Source organism: Klebsiella sp. Sb-30 (assembly GCF_057652795.1).
Genome location: NZ_CM172749.1, coordinates 1,761,202 through 1,777,839, shown reverse-complemented (window position 1 = coordinate 1,777,839; position 16,638 = coordinate 1,761,202). Strand labels below are relative to the sequence as shown.

The window sequence follows — 16,638 nt, the reverse complement described above, 5'->3', positions numbered from 1 at the left end:
ACAGGCCCGACGGGTCTGTCTCAGAGATTAGACAGGGGAAACGACCATGAGCTTCAATACCATCATCGACTGGAACAGCTGTAGCGCACAACAGCAGCAGCAGCTCTTAATGCGCCCGGCGATTTCTGCCTCCGACAGCATCACCCGCACGGTGGCGGACATTCTTGATAACGTCAAAAACAATGGCGACGCGGCGCTGCGTGAATACAGCGCAAAGTTTGATAAAACCGACGTCAAAACGCTGCAAGTCAGCGAAGAAGAGATTGCCGCGGCCGGCGCGCGCCTCAGCGATGAGCTGAAACAAGCCATGGCGGTCGCGGTCAGCAATATCGAGACCTTCCACAACGCGCAAAAACTGCCGGGTGTGGATGTGGAGACGCTGCCGGGCGTACGTTGCCAGCAGGTGACTCGCCCTATCGCCTCCGTCGGCCTCTATATTCCCGGCGGTTCTGCGCCGCTGTTCTCGACGGTACTGATGCTGGCGACGCCGGCGCGCATCGCGGGATGCCAGCAGGTGGTTCTGTGCTCGCCGCCGCCGATTGCCGATGAGATTCTTTACGCGGCCCAGCTTTGCGGCGTGCGCACAATCTTCAACGTCGGCGGCGCTCAGGCGATTGCCGCCCTCGCTTTCGGCACCGAGTCGGTGGCAAAAGTTGATAAGATTTTTGGCCCGGGCAACGCCTTCGTCACCGAAGCCAAGCGCCAGGTCAGCCAGCGACTGGACGGCGCGGCGATCGATATGCCGGCGGGACCGTCGGAAGTGCTGGTGATTGCCGACGGCGGCGCGACGCCGGACTTTGTCGCCTCTGATCTGCTGTCGCAGGCGGAGCACGGCCCGGATTCTCAGGTGATCCTGCTGACGCCGGATGCGGCGATGGGGCAACAGGTCGCCCGCGCCGTTGAGCGCCAGCTGGCGGAGCTGCCGCGTGCGGAGACCGCCCGGGAAGCGCTCTCGGCCAGCCGTATTATCGTGGCCCGCGATCTCGCCCAGTGCGTAGAAATCTCCAACCAGTACGGTCCGGAACACCTGATTATCCAGACCCGTAACGCCCGTGAACTGGTTGACAACATTACCAGCGCCGGTTCGGTGTTCCTCGGCGACTGGTCGCCGGAGTCCGCCGGTGATTATGCCTCCGGCACCAACCACGTGCTGCCGACCTATGGCTATACCGCCACCTGTTCAAGTCTGGGACTGGCGGACTTCCAGAAACGAATGACCGTGCAGGAGCTGTCGCGCGAAGGTTTTGCCGCCCTCGCCTCGACCATTGAGATCCTCGCCGCCGCAGAGCGCCTGACCGCCCACAAAAATGCCGTTACGCTGCGCGTTGCAGCCCTTAAGGAGCAAGCATGAGCATCGAAGATTTAGCCCGCGCTAACGTGCGCGATCTGACGCCTTATCAGTCTGCTCGCCGTCTGGGCGGCAAAGGCGATGTCTGGTTGAACGCTAATGAATTCCCGACCGCCGTCGAATTTCAGCTGACCCAGCAGACGCTGAACCGCTATCCGGAATGCCAGCCCAAGGCGGTGATTGAGAATTATGCCCGCTATGCCGGCGTTAAGCCGGAGCAGATTCTGGTCAGCCGCGGCGCCGATGAAGGTATCGAGCTGCTGATCCGCGCCTTCTGCGAACCGGGACAAGATGCGGTGCTCTATTGCCCGCCAACCTACGGCATGTACAGCGTCAGCGCCGAAACCATCGGCGTGGCCTGTCGTACCGTGCCGGCCCTGAGCGACTGGCAGCTCGATCTGCCCGGTATTGCCGCCAATCTCGACGGTGTGAAGGTGGTTTTTGTTTGCAGCCCCAATAACCCGACCGGACAGATTATCAATCCCGACGACATGCGTAAGCTGCTGGAGATGACCCGCGGGAAGGCGATCGTGGTGGCCGATGAAGCCTATATCGAATTCTGCCCGCAGGCGACGCTGGCCGGCTGGCTGAGCGACTATCCGCACCTGGTGGTGCTGCGCACGTTGTCAAAAGCCTTTGCCCTCGCCGGGCTGCGCTGTGGGTTTACCCTCGCGAACGCCGAGGTGATTAGCCTGTTAATGAAGGTCATCGCCCCCTACCCGCTGTCAACGCCGGTAGCCGACATTGCCGCCCAGGCGCTCAACGAGCAGGGTATCGCCGCGATGCGCGCGCGCGTGGCGCAGATTCTCGACGAGCGCGAGTATCTGATCGGCCAGCTGCGCGGTATCCCGTGCGTTGAACAGGTCTTTGACTCCGAGACTAACTATGTCCTCGTGCGCTTTAAAGCGTCCAGCGCAGTGTTTAAATCTTTGTGGGATCAGGGCATTATCTTACGAGACCAGAATAAACAACCCTCATTAAGCGGCTGTTTGCGTATCACTATCGGTACCCGTGCAGAGAGCCAGCGCGTGATTGACGCTTTGACTGCGGAGAATGTATGACCCAGAAGTTTCTCTTTATTGACCGTGACGGTACGCTGATTTCCGAGCCACCGGTTGATTTTCAGGTAGACCGCTTTGAAAAGCTGGCCTTTGAGCCGCAGGTGATCCCGGCCCTGCTGAAACTGCAGCAGAAAGGTTACAAACTGGTGATGATCACCAATCAGGACGGTCTGGGGACCGACAGTCTGCCGCAGGCGGAGTTTGACGGCCCGCACAATCTGATGATGCAGGTGTTCTCTTCCCAGGGCGTCAGTTTCGACGACGTGCTGATTTGTCCGCATCTGCCGGCTGACAACTGCGAATGCCGTAAGCCGAAAACCCAGCTGGTGCTGCCGTGGCTGGAAGAAGGCGTCATGGATAAAGCTCACAGCTACGTTATCGGCGATCGCGCCACCGACATCCAGCTGGCGGATAACATGGGCATTACTGGCCTGCGCTATGATCGCGAGACGCTGAACTGGCCGACTATCTGCGAACAGCTGACTCGCCGCGACCGCTATGCCCACGTTGAGCGCAACACCAAAGAGACCCAGGTGGATGTCAAAGTCTGGCTGGATCGCGAAGGCGGCAGCAAAATCCACACCGGCGTCGGCTTCTTCGATCATATGCTCGATCAAATCGCCACCCACGGCGGCTTCCGTCTTGAAATTAACGTTGGCGGCGACCTCTATATTGACGATCACCACACCGTGGAAGATACCGGTCTGGCGCTGGGCGAGGCGTTGAGGCTGGCGCTGGGCGATAAGCGCGGGATCAACCGTTTTGGGTTTGTGCTGCCGATGGACGAATGTCTGGCCCGCTGCGCGCTGGATATTTCCGGTCGCCCGCACCTGGAATATAAAGCCGACTTCGCCTATCAGCGCGTCGGCGATCTGAGCACCGAGATGGTTGAGCACTTCTTCCGCTCGCTCTCCTACACCATGGCGGTCACGCTGCACCTGAAAACGAAGGGCAAGAACGACCATCATCGCGTCGAAAGCCTGTTTAAGGCCTTTGGCCGTACGCTGCGTCAGGCCATTCGCGTGCAGGGCGATACGCTGCCCTCGTCGAAAGGAGTCCTGTGATGAACGTGGTGATCCTCGACACCGGCTGCGCCAACCTCAATTCGGTAAAGTCGGCAATCGGCCGCCACGGCTATGAGCCGGCGGTCAGCCGCGATCCGGATGTGGTGCTGCGCGCCGATAAACTGTTTTTACCCGGCGTCGGTACCGCGCAGGCGGCCATGGACCAGATTCGCGAACGCGAGCTGATTGAGCTGGTGAAAGCCTGCACCCAGCCGGTGCTCGGCATCTGCCTCGGCATGCAGCTGCTGGGGCGGCGTAGCGAAGAGAGCAACGGCGTGGATTTGCTGGGCATTATCGAAGAAGACGTGCCTAAAATGACCGACCACGGGCTGCCGCTGCCGCATATGGGCTGGAACCGGGTCTATCCGAAAGCCGGGAATCGTCTGTTCCACGGTATCGATGACGGCGCTTATTTTTATTTCGTTCACAGCTATGCCATGCCGGTGAATCCTTACACCATCGCCCAGTGTCATTACGGCGAGCCGTTCACCGCGGCGGTACAGAAAGATAACTTTTTTGGCGTCCAGTTCCACCCGGAACGCTCGGGCAGCGCCGGCGCGCAGCTGCTGAAAAACTTCCTGGAGATGTGATGATCATTCCTGCTTTAGATTTAATTGACGGCACGGTTGTCCGTCTCCATCAGGGCGATTACGGTCAGCAGCGCGACTACGGCAACGATCCGCTGCCGCGCCTGCAGTCGTACGCGGCGCAAGGGGCCGAAGTGCTGCATCTGGTCGACCTGACCGGCGCGAAAGACCCGGCCAGGCGCCAGATCCCGCTGCTGAAAACGCTGGTGGCCGGCGTGAACGTACCGGTGCAGGTTGGCGGCGGCGTGCGGACGGAAGAAGATGTGGCGGCCCTGCTTGCCGCAGGCGTGGCGCGCGTGGTGGTGGGTTCGACGGCGGTGAAATCGCCGGAAGTGGTAAAAGGCTGGTTTAAGCGTTTTGGCCCGCAGCATCTGGTGCTGGCGCTGGACGTACGTATCGACGCGGAAGGCAACAAGCAGGTGGCAGTCAGCGGCTGGCAGGAAAACTCCGGCGTGACGCTGGAGGAGCTGGTGGAGAGCTATCAATCCGTCGGGCTGCAGCACGTCCTGTGCACCGATATCTCTCGCGATGGCACTCTGGCGGGGTCCAACGTCGCGCTGTATGAAGAAGTGTGCGCCCGCTATCCGCAGGTGGCCTTTCAGTCTTCTGGCGGTATCGGCGATCTGCAGGATATTGCCGCGCTGCGCGGAACCGGTGTGCGCGGCGTGATTGTCGGTCGCGCGCTGCTGGAAGGTAAATTTAATGTAACGGAGGCCATTCAATGCTGGCAAAACGAATAATCCCCTGCCTCGACGTTCGTGACGGCCAGGTAGTGAAAGGCGTGCAGTTCCGTAATCACGAAATCATCGGCGATATCGTCCCGCTGGCGAAACGCTATGCCGACGAAGGCGCTGATGAGCTGGTGTTCTACGATATCACCGCCTCCAGCGACGGCCGCGTCGTCGATAAAAGCTGGGTGTCGCGGGTAGCGGAAGTGATCGATATTCCTTTCTGCGTCGCGGGCGGAATTAAATCCCTCGACGATGCGGCGCAGATTCTCTCCTTCGGCGCCGACAAGATTTCGATTAACTCCCCGGCGCTGGCCGATCCGACGCTGATTACCCGTCTGGCCGATCGTTTTGGCGTGCAGTGTATTGTGGTGGGTATCGACACCTGGTTTGATGCCGAGAGCGGTAAATATCACGTCAACCAGTACACCGGCGATGAGAGCCGCACGCGCGTGACTCAGTGGGAGACTCTCGACTGGGTGCAGGAAGTCCAGAAACGTGGCGCCGGCGAGATCGTGCTGAACATGATGAATCAGGACGGCGTGCGTAACGGCTACGATCTTGAGCAGTTGCGCAAAGTCCGCGCCGTCTGCCACGTACCGCTTATCGCCTCCGGCGGCGCCGGCACCATGGAGCACTTCCTTGAAGCCTTCCGCGACGCCAACGTCGACGGTGCGCTGGCGGCGTCGGTGTTCCACAAGCAGATTATTAATATTGGTGAACTAAAAACGTACCTGGCAGCACAGGGCGTGGAGATTAGGGTATGTTAACTGAACAGCTGGACTGGGAAAAAACCGACGGCATGATGCCGGCCATCGTACAGCACGCCATCTCCGGCGAAGTCCTGATGCTGGGCTATATGAATCAGGATGCGCTGGCGAAGACCGAAGAGAGCGGTAAAGTGACCTTTTATTCGCGGACCAAACAGCGTCTGTGGACCAAAGGGGAAACCTCCGGCAACTTTCTCAACGTGGTGAGCATTACGCCGGATTGCGACAACGATACCCTGCTGGTGCTGGTTAACCCAATCGGTCCGACCTGCCATAAAGGCACATCAAGCTGCTTCGGTGACGCCGGGCACCAGTGGCTGTTCCTGTATCAGCTGGAGCAACTGCTGGCCGAGCGTAAGCATGCGGATCCGCAAAGCTCATATACCGCGAAGCTGTACGCCAGCGGTACCAAGCGTATTGCGCAAAAGGTCGGGGAAGAAGGCGTGGAAACCGCGCTGGCCGCAACGGTGCATGACCAGTTCGAACTGAAGAACGAAGCGTCGGATCTGATGTATCACCTGCTGGTACTGCTGCAGGATCAGGGGCTGGATTTGACGGCAGTGGTCGAGAACCTGCGTAGCCGGCATAAATAAATCGATGAAGGGAGGGGATTCCCCCTCCCCTTTTAAGCGTCGCAACGCTACTCCGGCGACAGCGCACTAATCAGTCAACTACCGTTCAATAAAATCCAAACCATAATTAACTTATTTTGGCAATCTGACGCTTTAATGCCCGATAGAGAGGATAATCGATAAATCGGGCATAAATATAGGCAATGAATATTGAGGCAAATGCCGCTAATGATATCGATACCCAGGCATTCTCAGCGTCAAAAATGAATCCGGATACGATAACCAGCTCATGCAATAAATATAAAGGGAAACTAATATAACCGAGAAATAAGAATAAATTTGAAGTGAAAACTCTCTTTATTAGTTGATTATCCGGAAGATGATCGATAAATAGCATCGGAATAAATGCAACAAATAAAAAGTAATCCAGTCGGCTATGGTTCATAGCATATACGCCAACGATCGATACGACAGCCGCAGCGGTAATAAAAAATGCCATAAATTTTTCTTTCATCAGACACTTAAAATACTCTGTCTGTGATAAAGAAAAAAACAATGAACCAATCAGCATTGACAGCATTGCTGTCAGCATTGATGGGGGTATCCCTGATGGATGTTTATGCCACAGGAAAATAAAAAACAATCCTGCAACAACAGCGCGAGTCATATTTCCTAATCGCGTAAAGATCAGAGGAATTAAAAGCGATACCCAGAATTCAATACTGATACTCCACGATGGTTCATTGACTAACTTGAAGTCATGCCAATAAAGACCATGAAGAAATAATATATTTTTTAATATCACGCTAATAGAAAAAACATCCGGGCTGGAAACGTAGCCGCCATGGTGCGCATTATAGTAATAAATGGCTACCATCAGCATCGTCGACAGAAAATGAAGCGGCCATAATCGGGCAAATCGTGTAAGAACGTATTTGAAAAAGTTTCCTGATGCGTGGGCATAGGTTAGAACAAAGCCACTCATGATGAAAAAATATACCACACACAGATAGGCACCGCTAAATGGTCTGACTTGCGGCCAACCCATAAAGCTGCCAAACATATGGCTGAGCATGACCATACCCGCCAATATCCCACGAGTGCCATCAATGGCATCAAATCTGTTAACAGACAATCTACACCCCATATTCCAATGAGTAAAACTACATTCTTTTAGAAGAAAGAATTTATTAGTAATAAAAAGAATAGCTATCAATATTCAAAGGTGATTACTACCCAATAGGAAAAATTTTAAAGGCAGGAAGTCACAAAAAACACAAGTACACACATCGAAATTTTACTGCCCCCAGTAAAACTCGACAAAAAATCTATTACTCTCTAGCTAATAAATCATTAATCTAACAGGAATAGAGACTCGGAAATCATGTGACCACGAGCTCTTTTATTTAACGAAAAAACATCTTTATTGAAAATAACAAGATCACTGACAAAGAAGTGAAACTTGCTTAACTTCTTTTTGAAATTATTTAAAAAAACGTCTTACCACGCGTAGCGGCTTAGTCAACTTCCAGGATAAAGAAGAGATTAAATTTTTGTGATGCTGATAAATTTCATTGAACTCTTGCTGTTTGATAGTCATCTCATGATGCATATCATTATTTTTGTCGGTTAACTGACGAATATTCTGTTCCTGTTCAGTTACCCGCTCTTCAATCTCATGCAATTGATTATGCAATATCGCATTTTCATCCTTTTGCCCGGCGAATGAGTGGGTAAGCGTCTCAACTTCTTGCTGTAATGCGGAGCTCCTGGCCTGGAAAAACTCAAGTTCCTTCAGAACCCGATCTTTAAGAGAGAATAGGTACTCTTCAGCTGACAGCGTGGTGATCCTATGATGGGCGGCGGCGATAAATTCATCATAAAAATCATCACTCTTTGCATCCAGCGCAACAACAAACTCTTTCACTTGCTGATAAAACGGGTGAAATGCCGGACCAGAAATCGTGTTTAAATGCCACTCAAGGAACACGACAACATAGTTTTTATAATCTCTGAGACGGTGTTCCATCATCCCCTGCTGACAGATAAACGCTTTAAGCGCCACCAATGCTTCAACAGCACAGCGGTGCGACTCTGCTCGCGTGGCGGATAGGGATTCACTACGGTTGATGGTATGAGAAATTAACGTTTCATTTAAGACCGAAATTCTGTTCGCCATGAGCATAAATGCGCAGACGAAGAAAAGATCGTTGGTCGTCCTGATTTCCTGAAAGCGAAGCTGATGACTAGTAATAAATTGACGCCTGAGAAGCTTGTCCCATGGCCACCAGACAAAGGTGCGGAAAAAGTCAGAGGGAATATCCTGGGATGAAAAAAACTTGAGATCAGGTAACAGCTCCTGGCGCACTGACCATGGCATCGGAGCATAAACCTGCAAGGCGGGATCAAAAGACTGGCTGCGACAGATAACAACATCCGCTTGTATATCGCTAGCACGTGCGTACATGCGCTCCAACATCATGTTATCGGCATAATCGTCGTCATCAAGAAAAATAACGTACTCACCGGTAGCAGCATCCAACCCGATGTTTCTTGAGCCTCCCCCACCAAGATTTGTCGTGTTGTTAATGACTCTAATTCGTGAATCAGTTTCAGCCAGCGCCGAGACAATCTCTAAGGTATTATCGTCAGAACAATCGTTGACAATAATGATTTCAATATCATTTAATGTTTGCGACAAAACAGTGCTCAATGTGTCGGAAATATATCCCGCCGCATTGTGCACAGGGATAATAACGGAAACAGCTATACTCTTTTTTTCAGACATGCAATCACCTTGACGCTTAGCTTATAAACGCAATTATATTTATTTATGGGTAGCGTTTAATTTGTAGGTTGCCAGTTTATTAAGGATGGGTAAGATGAAAGCGACTGAGCTTCATCAAAAATTACTCTTCAACAACATCACGATATGTTTTTAATGTTTTATTAATGATCATCACGCTCGAGAATTTATCTTGAATGCGCTTTCTGCCATTGATACCCATTGCGACGCGCGTTTCTGGGTTATCCAACAGGAAACCGAGTTTCTCCGCTAATTCCTCGACAGATTTACTTTTTACAATCAACCCATTATCGTTATTGATAATTAAGCTATCACAGCCACCAACATCATAAGCGATACAAGCGCGCCCGACAGAGGAAGCTTCCAGCAAGATACGCGGTACGCCTTCGGCGTAGACCGACGGCAAAGCAACGATATTTGATTCTTCAATTAAATCAAATACATTAGAGCAATGACCGAGCCAGTTAATCACGCCTTCGCTTTGCCACTTCTGTATCGTCGCCAGCGGAATTGCGTCTTTATCATTCTCAACTAAAATACCGGCAACATTCAGCGTAAAGTGAATATTTTTATTACTCAGTATTTTTTTGGCTTCAATCAGGTCACCCAGTCCTTTACTCCACAGCATACGGCTGGCAAAAAGGACGACCGGAACATCACGCTGCTGCTCCAGAGAGTATTTGTAAATCTCTGGATTAATACCCGCACCATCAATAACAATAGTTTGTTTGTAATCGATACCAACCAGATCGGCAAGTTTAGCTCTGTCTTTATCATGTTCGAACATAAACAAGCTGCATTTGTTACTGGCAATATACTTATATGCCATGACAGTAAAACTTCGCAGCAGCTTAAGACAGGCAGACTCTGCGGAAAATACTCGGCCCAAACCGACAAAACTCAGAATAACAGGACGATGGGTACTTTTAGCCAGAAAACCGCCGATCAAACAGGGCTTGATGGTAATGCAGTGCAATAAATCTGGATTGATGTTTTGAATAATTTTCCGAGCCTTAGAAAAGGCCCGAAAGAAAATCAAAACGTTGAATGATTGGGCGACAAGTGGAATGTTATGGCAAACAAAACCTAATGTCCTGAATTTTTCCGCTATTTTATCATCGACAAAATGGCTAATAATGTGAATCTCATAACCGGCATCTCGGGCGGCAATTGCACGATCGGTCCAATGCAAATCAAAATACCAATCCGAATTTATGAAATAACACAGTTTTTTCATTGCTATGTCCACTTAGTGAAACTTACCGCTGATTCCTTTTACACCATGTACAATCCCACGGCATAAAAACTTTAGATATACCCATTTCCGGCGCTGCACAGGGAATATGGTGATATACTTACACAGGCGCAAAAGGATTGATGAACTACTAAAAATTTCAACTTCCCTGAATATTCTCTTAGCCAAAATCAAGTTCCGACAAAGATAGTAAACCTTCCACTCTGGCGATATAACCTTTCCCTGAATACTCACGTCATGAGTAAAAACAAGTTCCGGTTGATAAGTGATTTTCTCGCCACTTAAAGTTAATTGATAACCAAAATAGAGATCATCAAAATAAAGGAAAAGTTCATCATAAATATGATGAAGGTGCTCATTCAAGACTTCACGCTTAATGATCATGCCAACAAATGAAACGGTTTGCACCAGCATTTTCTTATTATCTGGTACATATCGTTGGGGATATTTGATATATTGCAAGGTATCACTAAACGAGGTCGGGACTTTTGCAAATGGAACATTCATCGCACATGTCCGGCCCTGTAAATCTTTAACTAAAGCCGTAAAAACACGACAATCTTCTTTATTTATCGTCGCGAACTTATCAAGAATATCACTTTGCGGATAAGCATCATCGTCATAAAAGAAGACCCAATCGCTATCAACAGAACTGCATATATATTGACTACCGGCCTTAAACCCGCCGGCCCCCCCGTTATTACTGGCCAGATTTAAGACAATGACTCGGGGATCAGTGATTGTCTGCAGCCAGTCAGAGGTCCCATCCGTGGACCCATTATTGACAATAACGATAGAGGTAAAGTGCAGCTTAACAGTTTCAGCAACCGTCTTTTTAAGCTTCTCAAGACGGTTGAAAGTGACTATTAGTGCAGTATGTTTCATCGTACATCGGCCACAAATACAGGCATTGCTTCGTCGTTGGACAATGAAGACAGGTATTTATCGGCCGTTTTTAAGGCTTCTGCAATCGTTACATCCATATCAAGATAGCGATAAGTCCCTAAGCGTCCGACGAAAGTAATATTTTTCTCACCTTCCGCCAGTGATAGATATTTATCCAGCAGAGCCATCTCGCCCATCTGGCGGATTGGATAGTAAGGAATATCATTTTCACCGCAGGCGCGACTATATTCTTTGTAACATACGGAGCCTTCGTGGTTTTCCCACGGGGAAAAATATTTATGCTCCGTAATGCGCGTATACGGGACATCAACTGAGCAATAGTTCATGACCGCGCAGCCCTGGTAATCACCTTGCCAGGTAAATCGCTCAAAGTCCAGAGTACGGTAGCCAAGACGCCCATGCTGGTATGAATAGAAGGCGTCTAACGGCCCGCTATAAAATACATGATCATAACTTTCGCGATTTTCAGCCGCAAACTCACGCTGTAATTGCAGAGTGATATTTTCATGATCGGCGATCGCTTCAATCATATGGGTATAGCCTAACTTCGGCATGCCCTGGAATTTATGATTGAAATAATTATCGTCATAATTGAAACGCACAGGCAAACGTTTGAGTATAGATGCCGGAAGCTCAGAAGGCTGCATCCCCCACTGTTTTATGGTGTAGCCTTTGAAGAACGCTTCGTATAATTCTTTACCAATGAAGCGCAAGGCCTGCTCTTCAAAAGTCTTCGGTTCCAGAATGGAACTATCACCTTTTTCGCTAATGAGCGCGCGAGCTTCATCAGGAGAACAGGTTTTAGCAAAGAACTGATTAATAGTATGCAGATTAATCGGCAGTGAAAAAACCTGACCATTAACAGTAGCTTTTACTCTATTCACATAGGGCATCATTTCCGCATACTGATTGACATAGTTCCAGACGGTTTCATTATCCGTATGGAAAATATGCGGACCGTAGACATGAACCATGACATCAGTCTGAGGATCGCGAGTGTCATAAGAGTTTCCTCCAATGTGGTCCCGCTGATCGATGATTTTAACCTTGTGACCTTGTTCAGCAAGCTGGCGGGCAATGACCACACCTGAAAAACCAGCGCCGACGATGAGAATATTGTTACGCTTCATAATGTATCTCCAGTTATATTAGCCAAGAATCGAGCGGCGAACTTTATAATAATATTTAGTGAGCTTATTTCTTCTTGGCGAACCGACAGGAGCATATTTGTTAACATATGGCATTAAAGCTCGTTTAATCTTTGTCTGCAGTAACACGGTTTGCTGCAGTTCAGTATGTTGATTATGTACTACCGTGGCCACAGGTAACTGGCGATAGTAAATTTCTTTTTCCCATGGCGTATTTAAAACATTCTCAAGAAAATCATCATAGAAATCGACTTTCTCAGTATTCCATGGTTTGTTTTCACCCGCATAGTGAATCATTTTTGGATTTCTTCTGGCTTCCAAAAACCGCATATAGGTTGAAAACTTGAGATTCGGGAAGAAATCATCGGTATTACCATTACCATGGTACACATTCCATTCTAATGGTAAAAACTTGACTCGGCCAAAGAAGACTTTGTTCATGATATCCTGATCTAAGAACCAATACTTTTTGGCTTTCAATGCTGACATCAATTGAGCAAAGGTGTTCTCTTTAACCATTTGTTCGACATTAAAAACAATAATCCCGGCCTGAAAATATTCGTCAGGATTAGTCATTCCTAATGTCTTTTTCAGGTATTGCTCTGCAGGCATAATGCCATCATCTGATTCTGACATGGTACCAAACTTCACAAACCCTTCCATGACGATGTCTTTAACAGCGGCAACCAGGTTAGTGCCGATCTCGACATCCAGAAGTGTCGCCAAATCAGCCTTCACCACGGTGTCAGAATCGATAAACACAACTTTTTTATACTCGCGGAAAAGTTGCGGGATGAACAAGCGCGCATAGGTCGACGCACTAAAATGTGCACGGGTATGAACATCACTCATCTCAGTGAATGAATTCACATCAAAAAAGCGCAATGATATGTTGTTATGACCAGCAACTAGCTTGATAAGGCGTTGTTTATTTAAATGACTGACCTTATTTTCCAGAACAACGATATCATAGTTTCTGTTCGCATCAGAATGGCGAACAATTGAATTGATTAATGCCCCGCCACTTAATGCATAGTTATTATCAAAACTAATAACAACCGGTACGCTTTCGTCAAAAACGGGCTTTAATTTACCATTAAATGTTTCAGCAGTAACAAACGTGCGCTGTAGTTCTTTTATTTTTAGCTGTTTATCTTGTTGACATTTGATGATATAGATATTGAATAAACGCTCAGCAATGTGTCCTATAACTCGTTTTTCCTGAGCGTTATAGTTATTCATCGAAATCCGATCTTCAAGATTAGACAAAATAGCAAAAAGCCATTCAGAATAATCCAGGAACATGTCTTTGCGCATAACAAACATGTTCGTATAATAACCATCAGTTGCATTATTGAATTGTTGAATCGCAGCTTTATATTGTGGATACAGCTCTTCAACGACATCCAGGGCAGACTGATAGTCTTTAATGTGTAAAAACTCACCTTTTGCATAATGATCAAGGTTATTCTTACTTCCTGCCGATGTTACCGACCATTTTTTGGGTAACAGCAGATCATATCCATCGACGCAGGTGCTTATGGATTCATCACTTAATCCAAACTGGCTTTCGTATTCGGCATTGATGAGCGGGTAGTTGACCACCCCCCAGTTATCCTCAGGATGATTTTGTTGTTCTGCAAAGTTCAAGTGTCTGCGGTAATGCATGAATCCCACATAGTCAGCCAGAGATTCATTCTTCCACACCCAGTAGTGGGCCGTCAGCTCACAATAGAAGGGGTTTTTAAAGGAAATGTTGTCTCCGCTATCATCCCCTTCACAGCCAATATCATTATAAGTATTAGCCTTCCCGACATGCAGTGGTTTAATAATAGAGGCATTTAGAAAAGCACTGGGTTTGTGGTGACATGTATAAATTTTGATACTATTCATCTTATTACCAATTATTAAGCCATTGCTTGCTTGTAAAGTTCAATGATTCTCTCTGCTGAGCCAATTTCGCGGAGTTTATGGTTTTCGATCCAAACAACTCTGTCACAGATTTTTTCAACATCACTCATATTGTGGCTAACGAATAATATCGTTACACCCTTATTTTTGAAGTCTCGTATTGTTTGTATACATTTGGCCTGGAACGAAATGTCACCGACAGCAAGTACCTCATCGATAATAAGTATATCGGGTTCTACCTGGCTGATGACAGAGAATCCAAGCTTCGCAAGCATACCACTTGAGTACACGCGAATAGGTTCGTCAATGAAATCACCCAGCTCGGAGAACTCAATTATCCGATCCATCCGTTGCTGAACCTCTTTGCGGCGTAGCCCAAGCAGGGTCGCATTGAGATAAATATTTTCTCGCCCGGTTAATTCAGGGTGAAAACCGCCGCCTAGCTCAAGCATTGAGGCAACGCGCCCCTGGGTTGTAACAGTGCCTTTTGTTGGCTTAATGACGCCGGCCACCAGCCCGAGGGAGGTACTTTTCCCGGCCCCGTTACGACCAATCAGCGCTACGGCCTCGCCTTTACCCACGGTGAAGGTAATGTCTTCGATCGCAAGATATTTACGCCCTTTTAACAGCTGAAAAGCTCTTTTAGGGTGAAATACGAGATCCTTAATTCCTGAGCCAATATGGTGGTAAAGAGGATACTCTTTCGTAACGTGACTAAAGTTTATTACTGGTTCCATTACAAAATCTCTGCAAATCGATATTTTAATTTATTAAAAATACTCAGGCCCACAATTGTCAGGACTAAACCTGTAATGTAAAGGATTGAAATATATTCATAATTTAAGACGCCATCCATGAACAGCTGCCGCCAGCTGAGGATCATGCTTGCCAGAGGATTATAGGTAATAATCCAGCTAAATTTTTCAGGAATCATATCTGACGCATATAATATCGGCGTGCAATAAAACATGAGCATGATACCAAGGCTGACAAATCGCTCTAAATCCCTGAAGAACAGATTGAGCGTAGAAAATATGATTGAAATACCAAATGTAAAAATTACCTGACCAAGCGCAATAATTGGTACGCCCCAGAGCCATGAGAGCGATGGACGCATACCATACACGAACAGGAATGCAATAATCACAGGAATTGTACACAAGAAATGTAACCCTTCCATCATGACATTACTCAATGGAATAACTGAGCGCGGAAAAACTGTTTTTTTGATTATTTGCGCATTGGCTATAAACGAAAACAAGGAATTTGTCGCCGAGCTGGCAAACCACTGCCACGGAAATAAACCGGTAATCAAGAAAAGGGTATAATTCGGGATCTGCACTCGCATAACGAGTTTAAAAATGAAATAATATATCATTGCAAAAAGCAGTGGATTCGCAATTGACCATAAGTAACCAAATACGCTGCTTTTATAACGTACCTTTAAATCTTTGTTTGTTATAACAACAAGAAGATCAAACAAATACCCTATATTATACTTCATTTTTATACTCATAAATTATTCTACAAAAAATTCCGTACGTAATATGTATCAAACAGAATTATCGATAAGATCTGCTGTGCTCGAGAGACGAACAGCTATTCCCATAAACAAAGACCAATTGTAACATTATTTTGCACAAGCAATATGTAAACAATCTTTCCTGCGCATTAGCACTCCGGAATCGGAGATGATCGCTAACCTCAGTAACCGCTGAATGAAAATGTGATTCTCGTGGAAGACACATAAACCATCCTTTAAGATTGTAAATTAAATGTTAAATCGAACAATGAGTTTATTCTAAAATTCAGACACGCTACCGCCATTGGCTATCGCAACCAAAATGCGGACTCCCCTCTCTAAAGTGTCTGTCTTACCCGGTCTTACCGTAACGAAGAGGATACGCTCGTCGTTAGCTCCACAAGCATTACCGGCGCAGCATTCATGAAGCCACAAACAGCCTAGTCAGCGTTCGGCAAAAAAGCTAAAAACCAACGGATATCTGTACTCAGCGCCCCTCTCCGGACTCACATCCATCGCTACACCGCAACAAATGCACCGCTACTCTCCTCAGTTTATGGCATCCTATCCATCAGGACTTTCTCATTTCACCCTTGAAACCAACAAAAAGCGTCACTCTCGGCAGTATGACTTCAACAGCCATGTAGCTGGGCGCTCCGCATCTCTACATGAGTCAGGCAGAGTATTAAGTTCGCGGGCAGGCAGCGGCAACACCACCAGGGTAACGTCCTTCCTCACCCTCTCTTGCATAAAAGTGAATTTGACTTTTCTTCAAAAGTGGTCAAATCCGAGCGTCGTAGGGTACGTTTGCTGCGCATTATCAATAATGCATCCGTAGGATGTGAATTACGCGCGCATTATAGCTCTGGTCTGGAAGAATAAAAATGAAAAAGCATGACCAATCCATTCAGCCAAAAAATACACAGTTGCTGCACATTATTCGAACACTTCAATGCATCC

15 protein-coding genes are annotated in these 16,638 nt (G+C 47.9%); 7 read left to right on the top strand and 8 right to left on the bottom strand.

What is annotated here, in order from left to right; genetic code table 11:
- Window positions 1-46 precede the first annotated feature (46 nt).
- From hisD to hisIE, 7 genes are read left to right on the top strand one after another with little or no spacing between them, the layout of a single operon-like run.
- A complete protein-coding gene (hisD, locus tag AC236I_RS08330) occupies window positions 47-1,351 on the top strand; it encodes a histidinol dehydrogenase (RefSeq protein ID WP_064359043.1) in 1,305 nt (434 codons plus the stop codon).
- On the top strand, window positions 1,348-2,409 hold the full coding sequence (gene hisC, locus AC236I_RS08325; RefSeq protein ID WP_127673687.1) for a histidinol-phosphate transaminase: 1,062 nt from the start codon (window positions 1,348-1,350) through the stop codon (window positions 2,407-2,409). The genes hisD and hisC overlap by 4 nt, the downstream gene beginning before the upstream one ends.
- A complete protein-coding gene (gene hisB, locus AC236I_RS08320) occupies window positions 2,406-3,473 on the top strand; it encodes a bifunctional histidinol-phosphatase/imidazoleglycerol-phosphate dehydratase HisB (RefSeq protein ID WP_487608755.1) in 1,068 nt (355 codons plus the stop codon). Before hisC ends, hisB begins: the two co-directional genes overlap by 4 nt.
- Complete coding sequence (hisH, locus tag AC236I_RS08315) at window positions 3,473-4,063, top strand: imidazole glycerol phosphate synthase subunit HisH (RefSeq protein WP_266280178.1); 591 nt, start codon at window positions 3,473-3,475, stop codon at window positions 4,061-4,063. Before hisB ends, hisH begins: the two co-directional genes overlap by 1 nt.
- Window positions 4,063-4,800: a 1-(5-phosphoribosyl)-5-[(5-phosphoribosylamino)methylideneamino]imidazole-4-carboxamide isomerase gene (hisA, locus tag AC236I_RS08310; protein WP_487608754.1), complete on the top strand. Its 738-nt coding sequence runs from the start codon at window positions 4,063-4,065 to the stop codon at window positions 4,798-4,800. Before hisH ends, hisA begins: the two co-directional genes overlap by 1 nt.
- Window positions 4,782-5,558: an imidazole glycerol phosphate synthase subunit HisF gene (gene hisF / locus AC236I_RS08305; protein WP_004864530.1), complete on the top strand. Its 777-nt coding sequence runs from the start codon at window positions 4,782-4,784 to the stop codon at window positions 5,556-5,558. Before hisA ends, hisF begins: the two co-directional genes overlap by 19 nt.
- Window positions 5,552-6,151, top strand: coding sequence for a bifunctional phosphoribosyl-AMP cyclohydrolase/phosphoribosyl-ATP diphosphatase HisIE (gene hisIE / locus AC236I_RS08300; protein WP_015583934.1), 600 nt, complete (start codon window positions 5,552-5,554; stop codon window positions 6,149-6,151). The genes hisF and hisIE overlap by 7 nt, the downstream gene beginning before the upstream one ends.
- 106 nt (window positions 6,152-6,257) lie before the next feature.
- Here hisIE and AC236I_RS08295 read toward each other — a convergent pair whose 3' ends face one another.
- The 8 genes from AC236I_RS08295 to AC236I_RS08260 form a co-directional block, all read right to left on the bottom strand.
- The gene (locus AC236I_RS08295) at window positions 6,258-7,265 is read right to left on the bottom strand and encodes an acyltransferase family protein (RefSeq protein ID WP_044023510.1); all 1,008 of its coding nucleotides are present in this window, start codon (window positions 7,263-7,265) and stop codon (window positions 6,258-6,260) included.
- 348 nt (window positions 7,266-7,613) lie between these two features.
- Window positions 7,614-8,918 (bottom strand): glycosyltransferase family 2 protein, encoded by a 1,305-nt coding sequence (locus tag AC236I_RS08290; protein ID WP_487608753.1) that lies wholly within the window; start codon window positions 8,916-8,918, stop codon window positions 7,614-7,616.
- 121 nt (window positions 8,919-9,039) lie between these two features.
- Complete coding sequence (locus AC236I_RS08285) at window positions 9,040-10,185, bottom strand: glycosyltransferase family 4 protein (RefSeq protein WP_023157139.1); 1,146 nt, start codon at window positions 10,183-10,185, stop codon at window positions 9,040-9,042.
- A complete protein-coding gene (locus tag AC236I_RS08280) occupies window positions 10,186-11,076 on the bottom strand; it encodes a glycosyltransferase (protein WP_487608752.1) in 891 nt (296 codons plus the stop codon).
- The gene (glf, locus tag AC236I_RS08275) at window positions 11,073-12,227 is read right to left on the bottom strand and encodes a UDP-galactopyranose mutase (protein WP_044352105.1); all 1,155 of its coding nucleotides are present in this window, start codon (window positions 12,225-12,227) and stop codon (window positions 11,073-11,075) included. Before glf ends, AC236I_RS08280 begins: the two co-directional genes overlap by 4 nt.
- An 18-nt stretch (window positions 12,228-12,245) precedes the next feature.
- On the bottom strand, window positions 12,246-14,138 hold the full coding sequence (locus tag AC236I_RS08270; protein ID WP_047665315.1) for a DUF4422 domain-containing protein: 1,893 nt from the start codon (window positions 14,136-14,138) through the stop codon (window positions 12,246-12,248).
- Window positions 14,139-14,152: 14 nt separating this feature from the next.
- The gene (gene rfbB / locus AC236I_RS08265) at window positions 14,153-14,893 is read right to left on the bottom strand and encodes an O-antigen export ABC transporter ATP-binding protein RfbB (protein ID WP_000433876.1); all 741 of its coding nucleotides are present in this window, start codon (window positions 14,891-14,893) and stop codon (window positions 14,153-14,155) included.
- Window positions 14,893-15,660 (bottom strand): ABC transporter permease, encoded by a 768-nt coding sequence (locus AC236I_RS08260; RefSeq protein ID WP_015583927.1) that lies wholly within the window; start codon window positions 15,658-15,660, stop codon window positions 14,893-14,895. The genes rfbB and AC236I_RS08260 overlap by 1 nt, the downstream gene beginning before the upstream one ends.
- Window positions 15,661-16,638: the final 978 nt, after the last annotated feature.

Bases quoted from the DNA above. Each gene is read 5' to 3' on its own strand.
- hisD (WP_064359043.1), top strand. From the start codon at position 47: ATGAGCTTCAATACCATCATCGACTGGAACAGCTGTAGCGCACAACAG.
- hisC (WP_127673687.1), top strand. From the start codon at position 1,348: ATGAGCATCGAAGATTTAGCCCGCGCTAACGTGCGCGATCTGACGCCT.
- hisB (WP_487608755.1), top strand. From the start codon at position 2,406: ATGACCCAGAAGTTTCTCTTTATTGACCGTGACGGTACGCTGATTTCC.
- hisH (WP_266280178.1), top strand. From the start codon at position 3,473: ATGAACGTGGTGATCCTCGACACCGGCTGCGCCAACCTCAATTCGGTA.
- hisA (WP_487608754.1), top strand. From the start codon at position 4,063: ATGATCATTCCTGCTTTAGATTTAATTGACGGCACGGTTGTCCGTCTC.
- hisF (WP_004864530.1), top strand. From the start codon at position 4,782: ATGCTGGCAAAACGAATAATCCCCTGCCTCGACGTTCGTGACGGCCAG.
- hisIE (WP_015583934.1), top strand. From the start codon at position 5,552: ATGTTAACTGAACAGCTGGACTGGGAAAAAACCGACGGCATGATGCCG.
- AC236I_RS08290 (WP_487608753.1), bottom strand. From the start codon at position 8,918: ATGTCTGAAAAAAAGAGTATAGCTGTTTCCGTTATTATCCCTGTGCAC.
- AC236I_RS08280 (WP_487608752.1), bottom strand. From the start codon at position 11,076: ATGAAACATACTGCACTAATAGTCACTTTCAACCGTCTTGAGAAGCTT.
- glf (WP_044352105.1), bottom strand. From the start codon at position 12,227: ATGAAGCGTAACAATATTCTCATCGTCGGCGCTGGTTTTTCAGGTGTG.
- AC236I_RS08270 (WP_047665315.1), bottom strand. From the start codon at position 14,138: ATGAATAGTATCAAAATTTATACATGTCACCACAAACCCAGTGCTTTT.
- rfbB (WP_000433876.1), bottom strand. From the start codon at position 14,893: ATGGAACCAGTAATAAACTTTAGTCACGTTACGAAAGAGTATCCTCTT.
- AC236I_RS08260 (WP_015583927.1), bottom strand. From the start codon at position 15,660: ATGAAGTATAATATAGGGTATTTGTTTGATCTTCTTGTTGTTATAACA.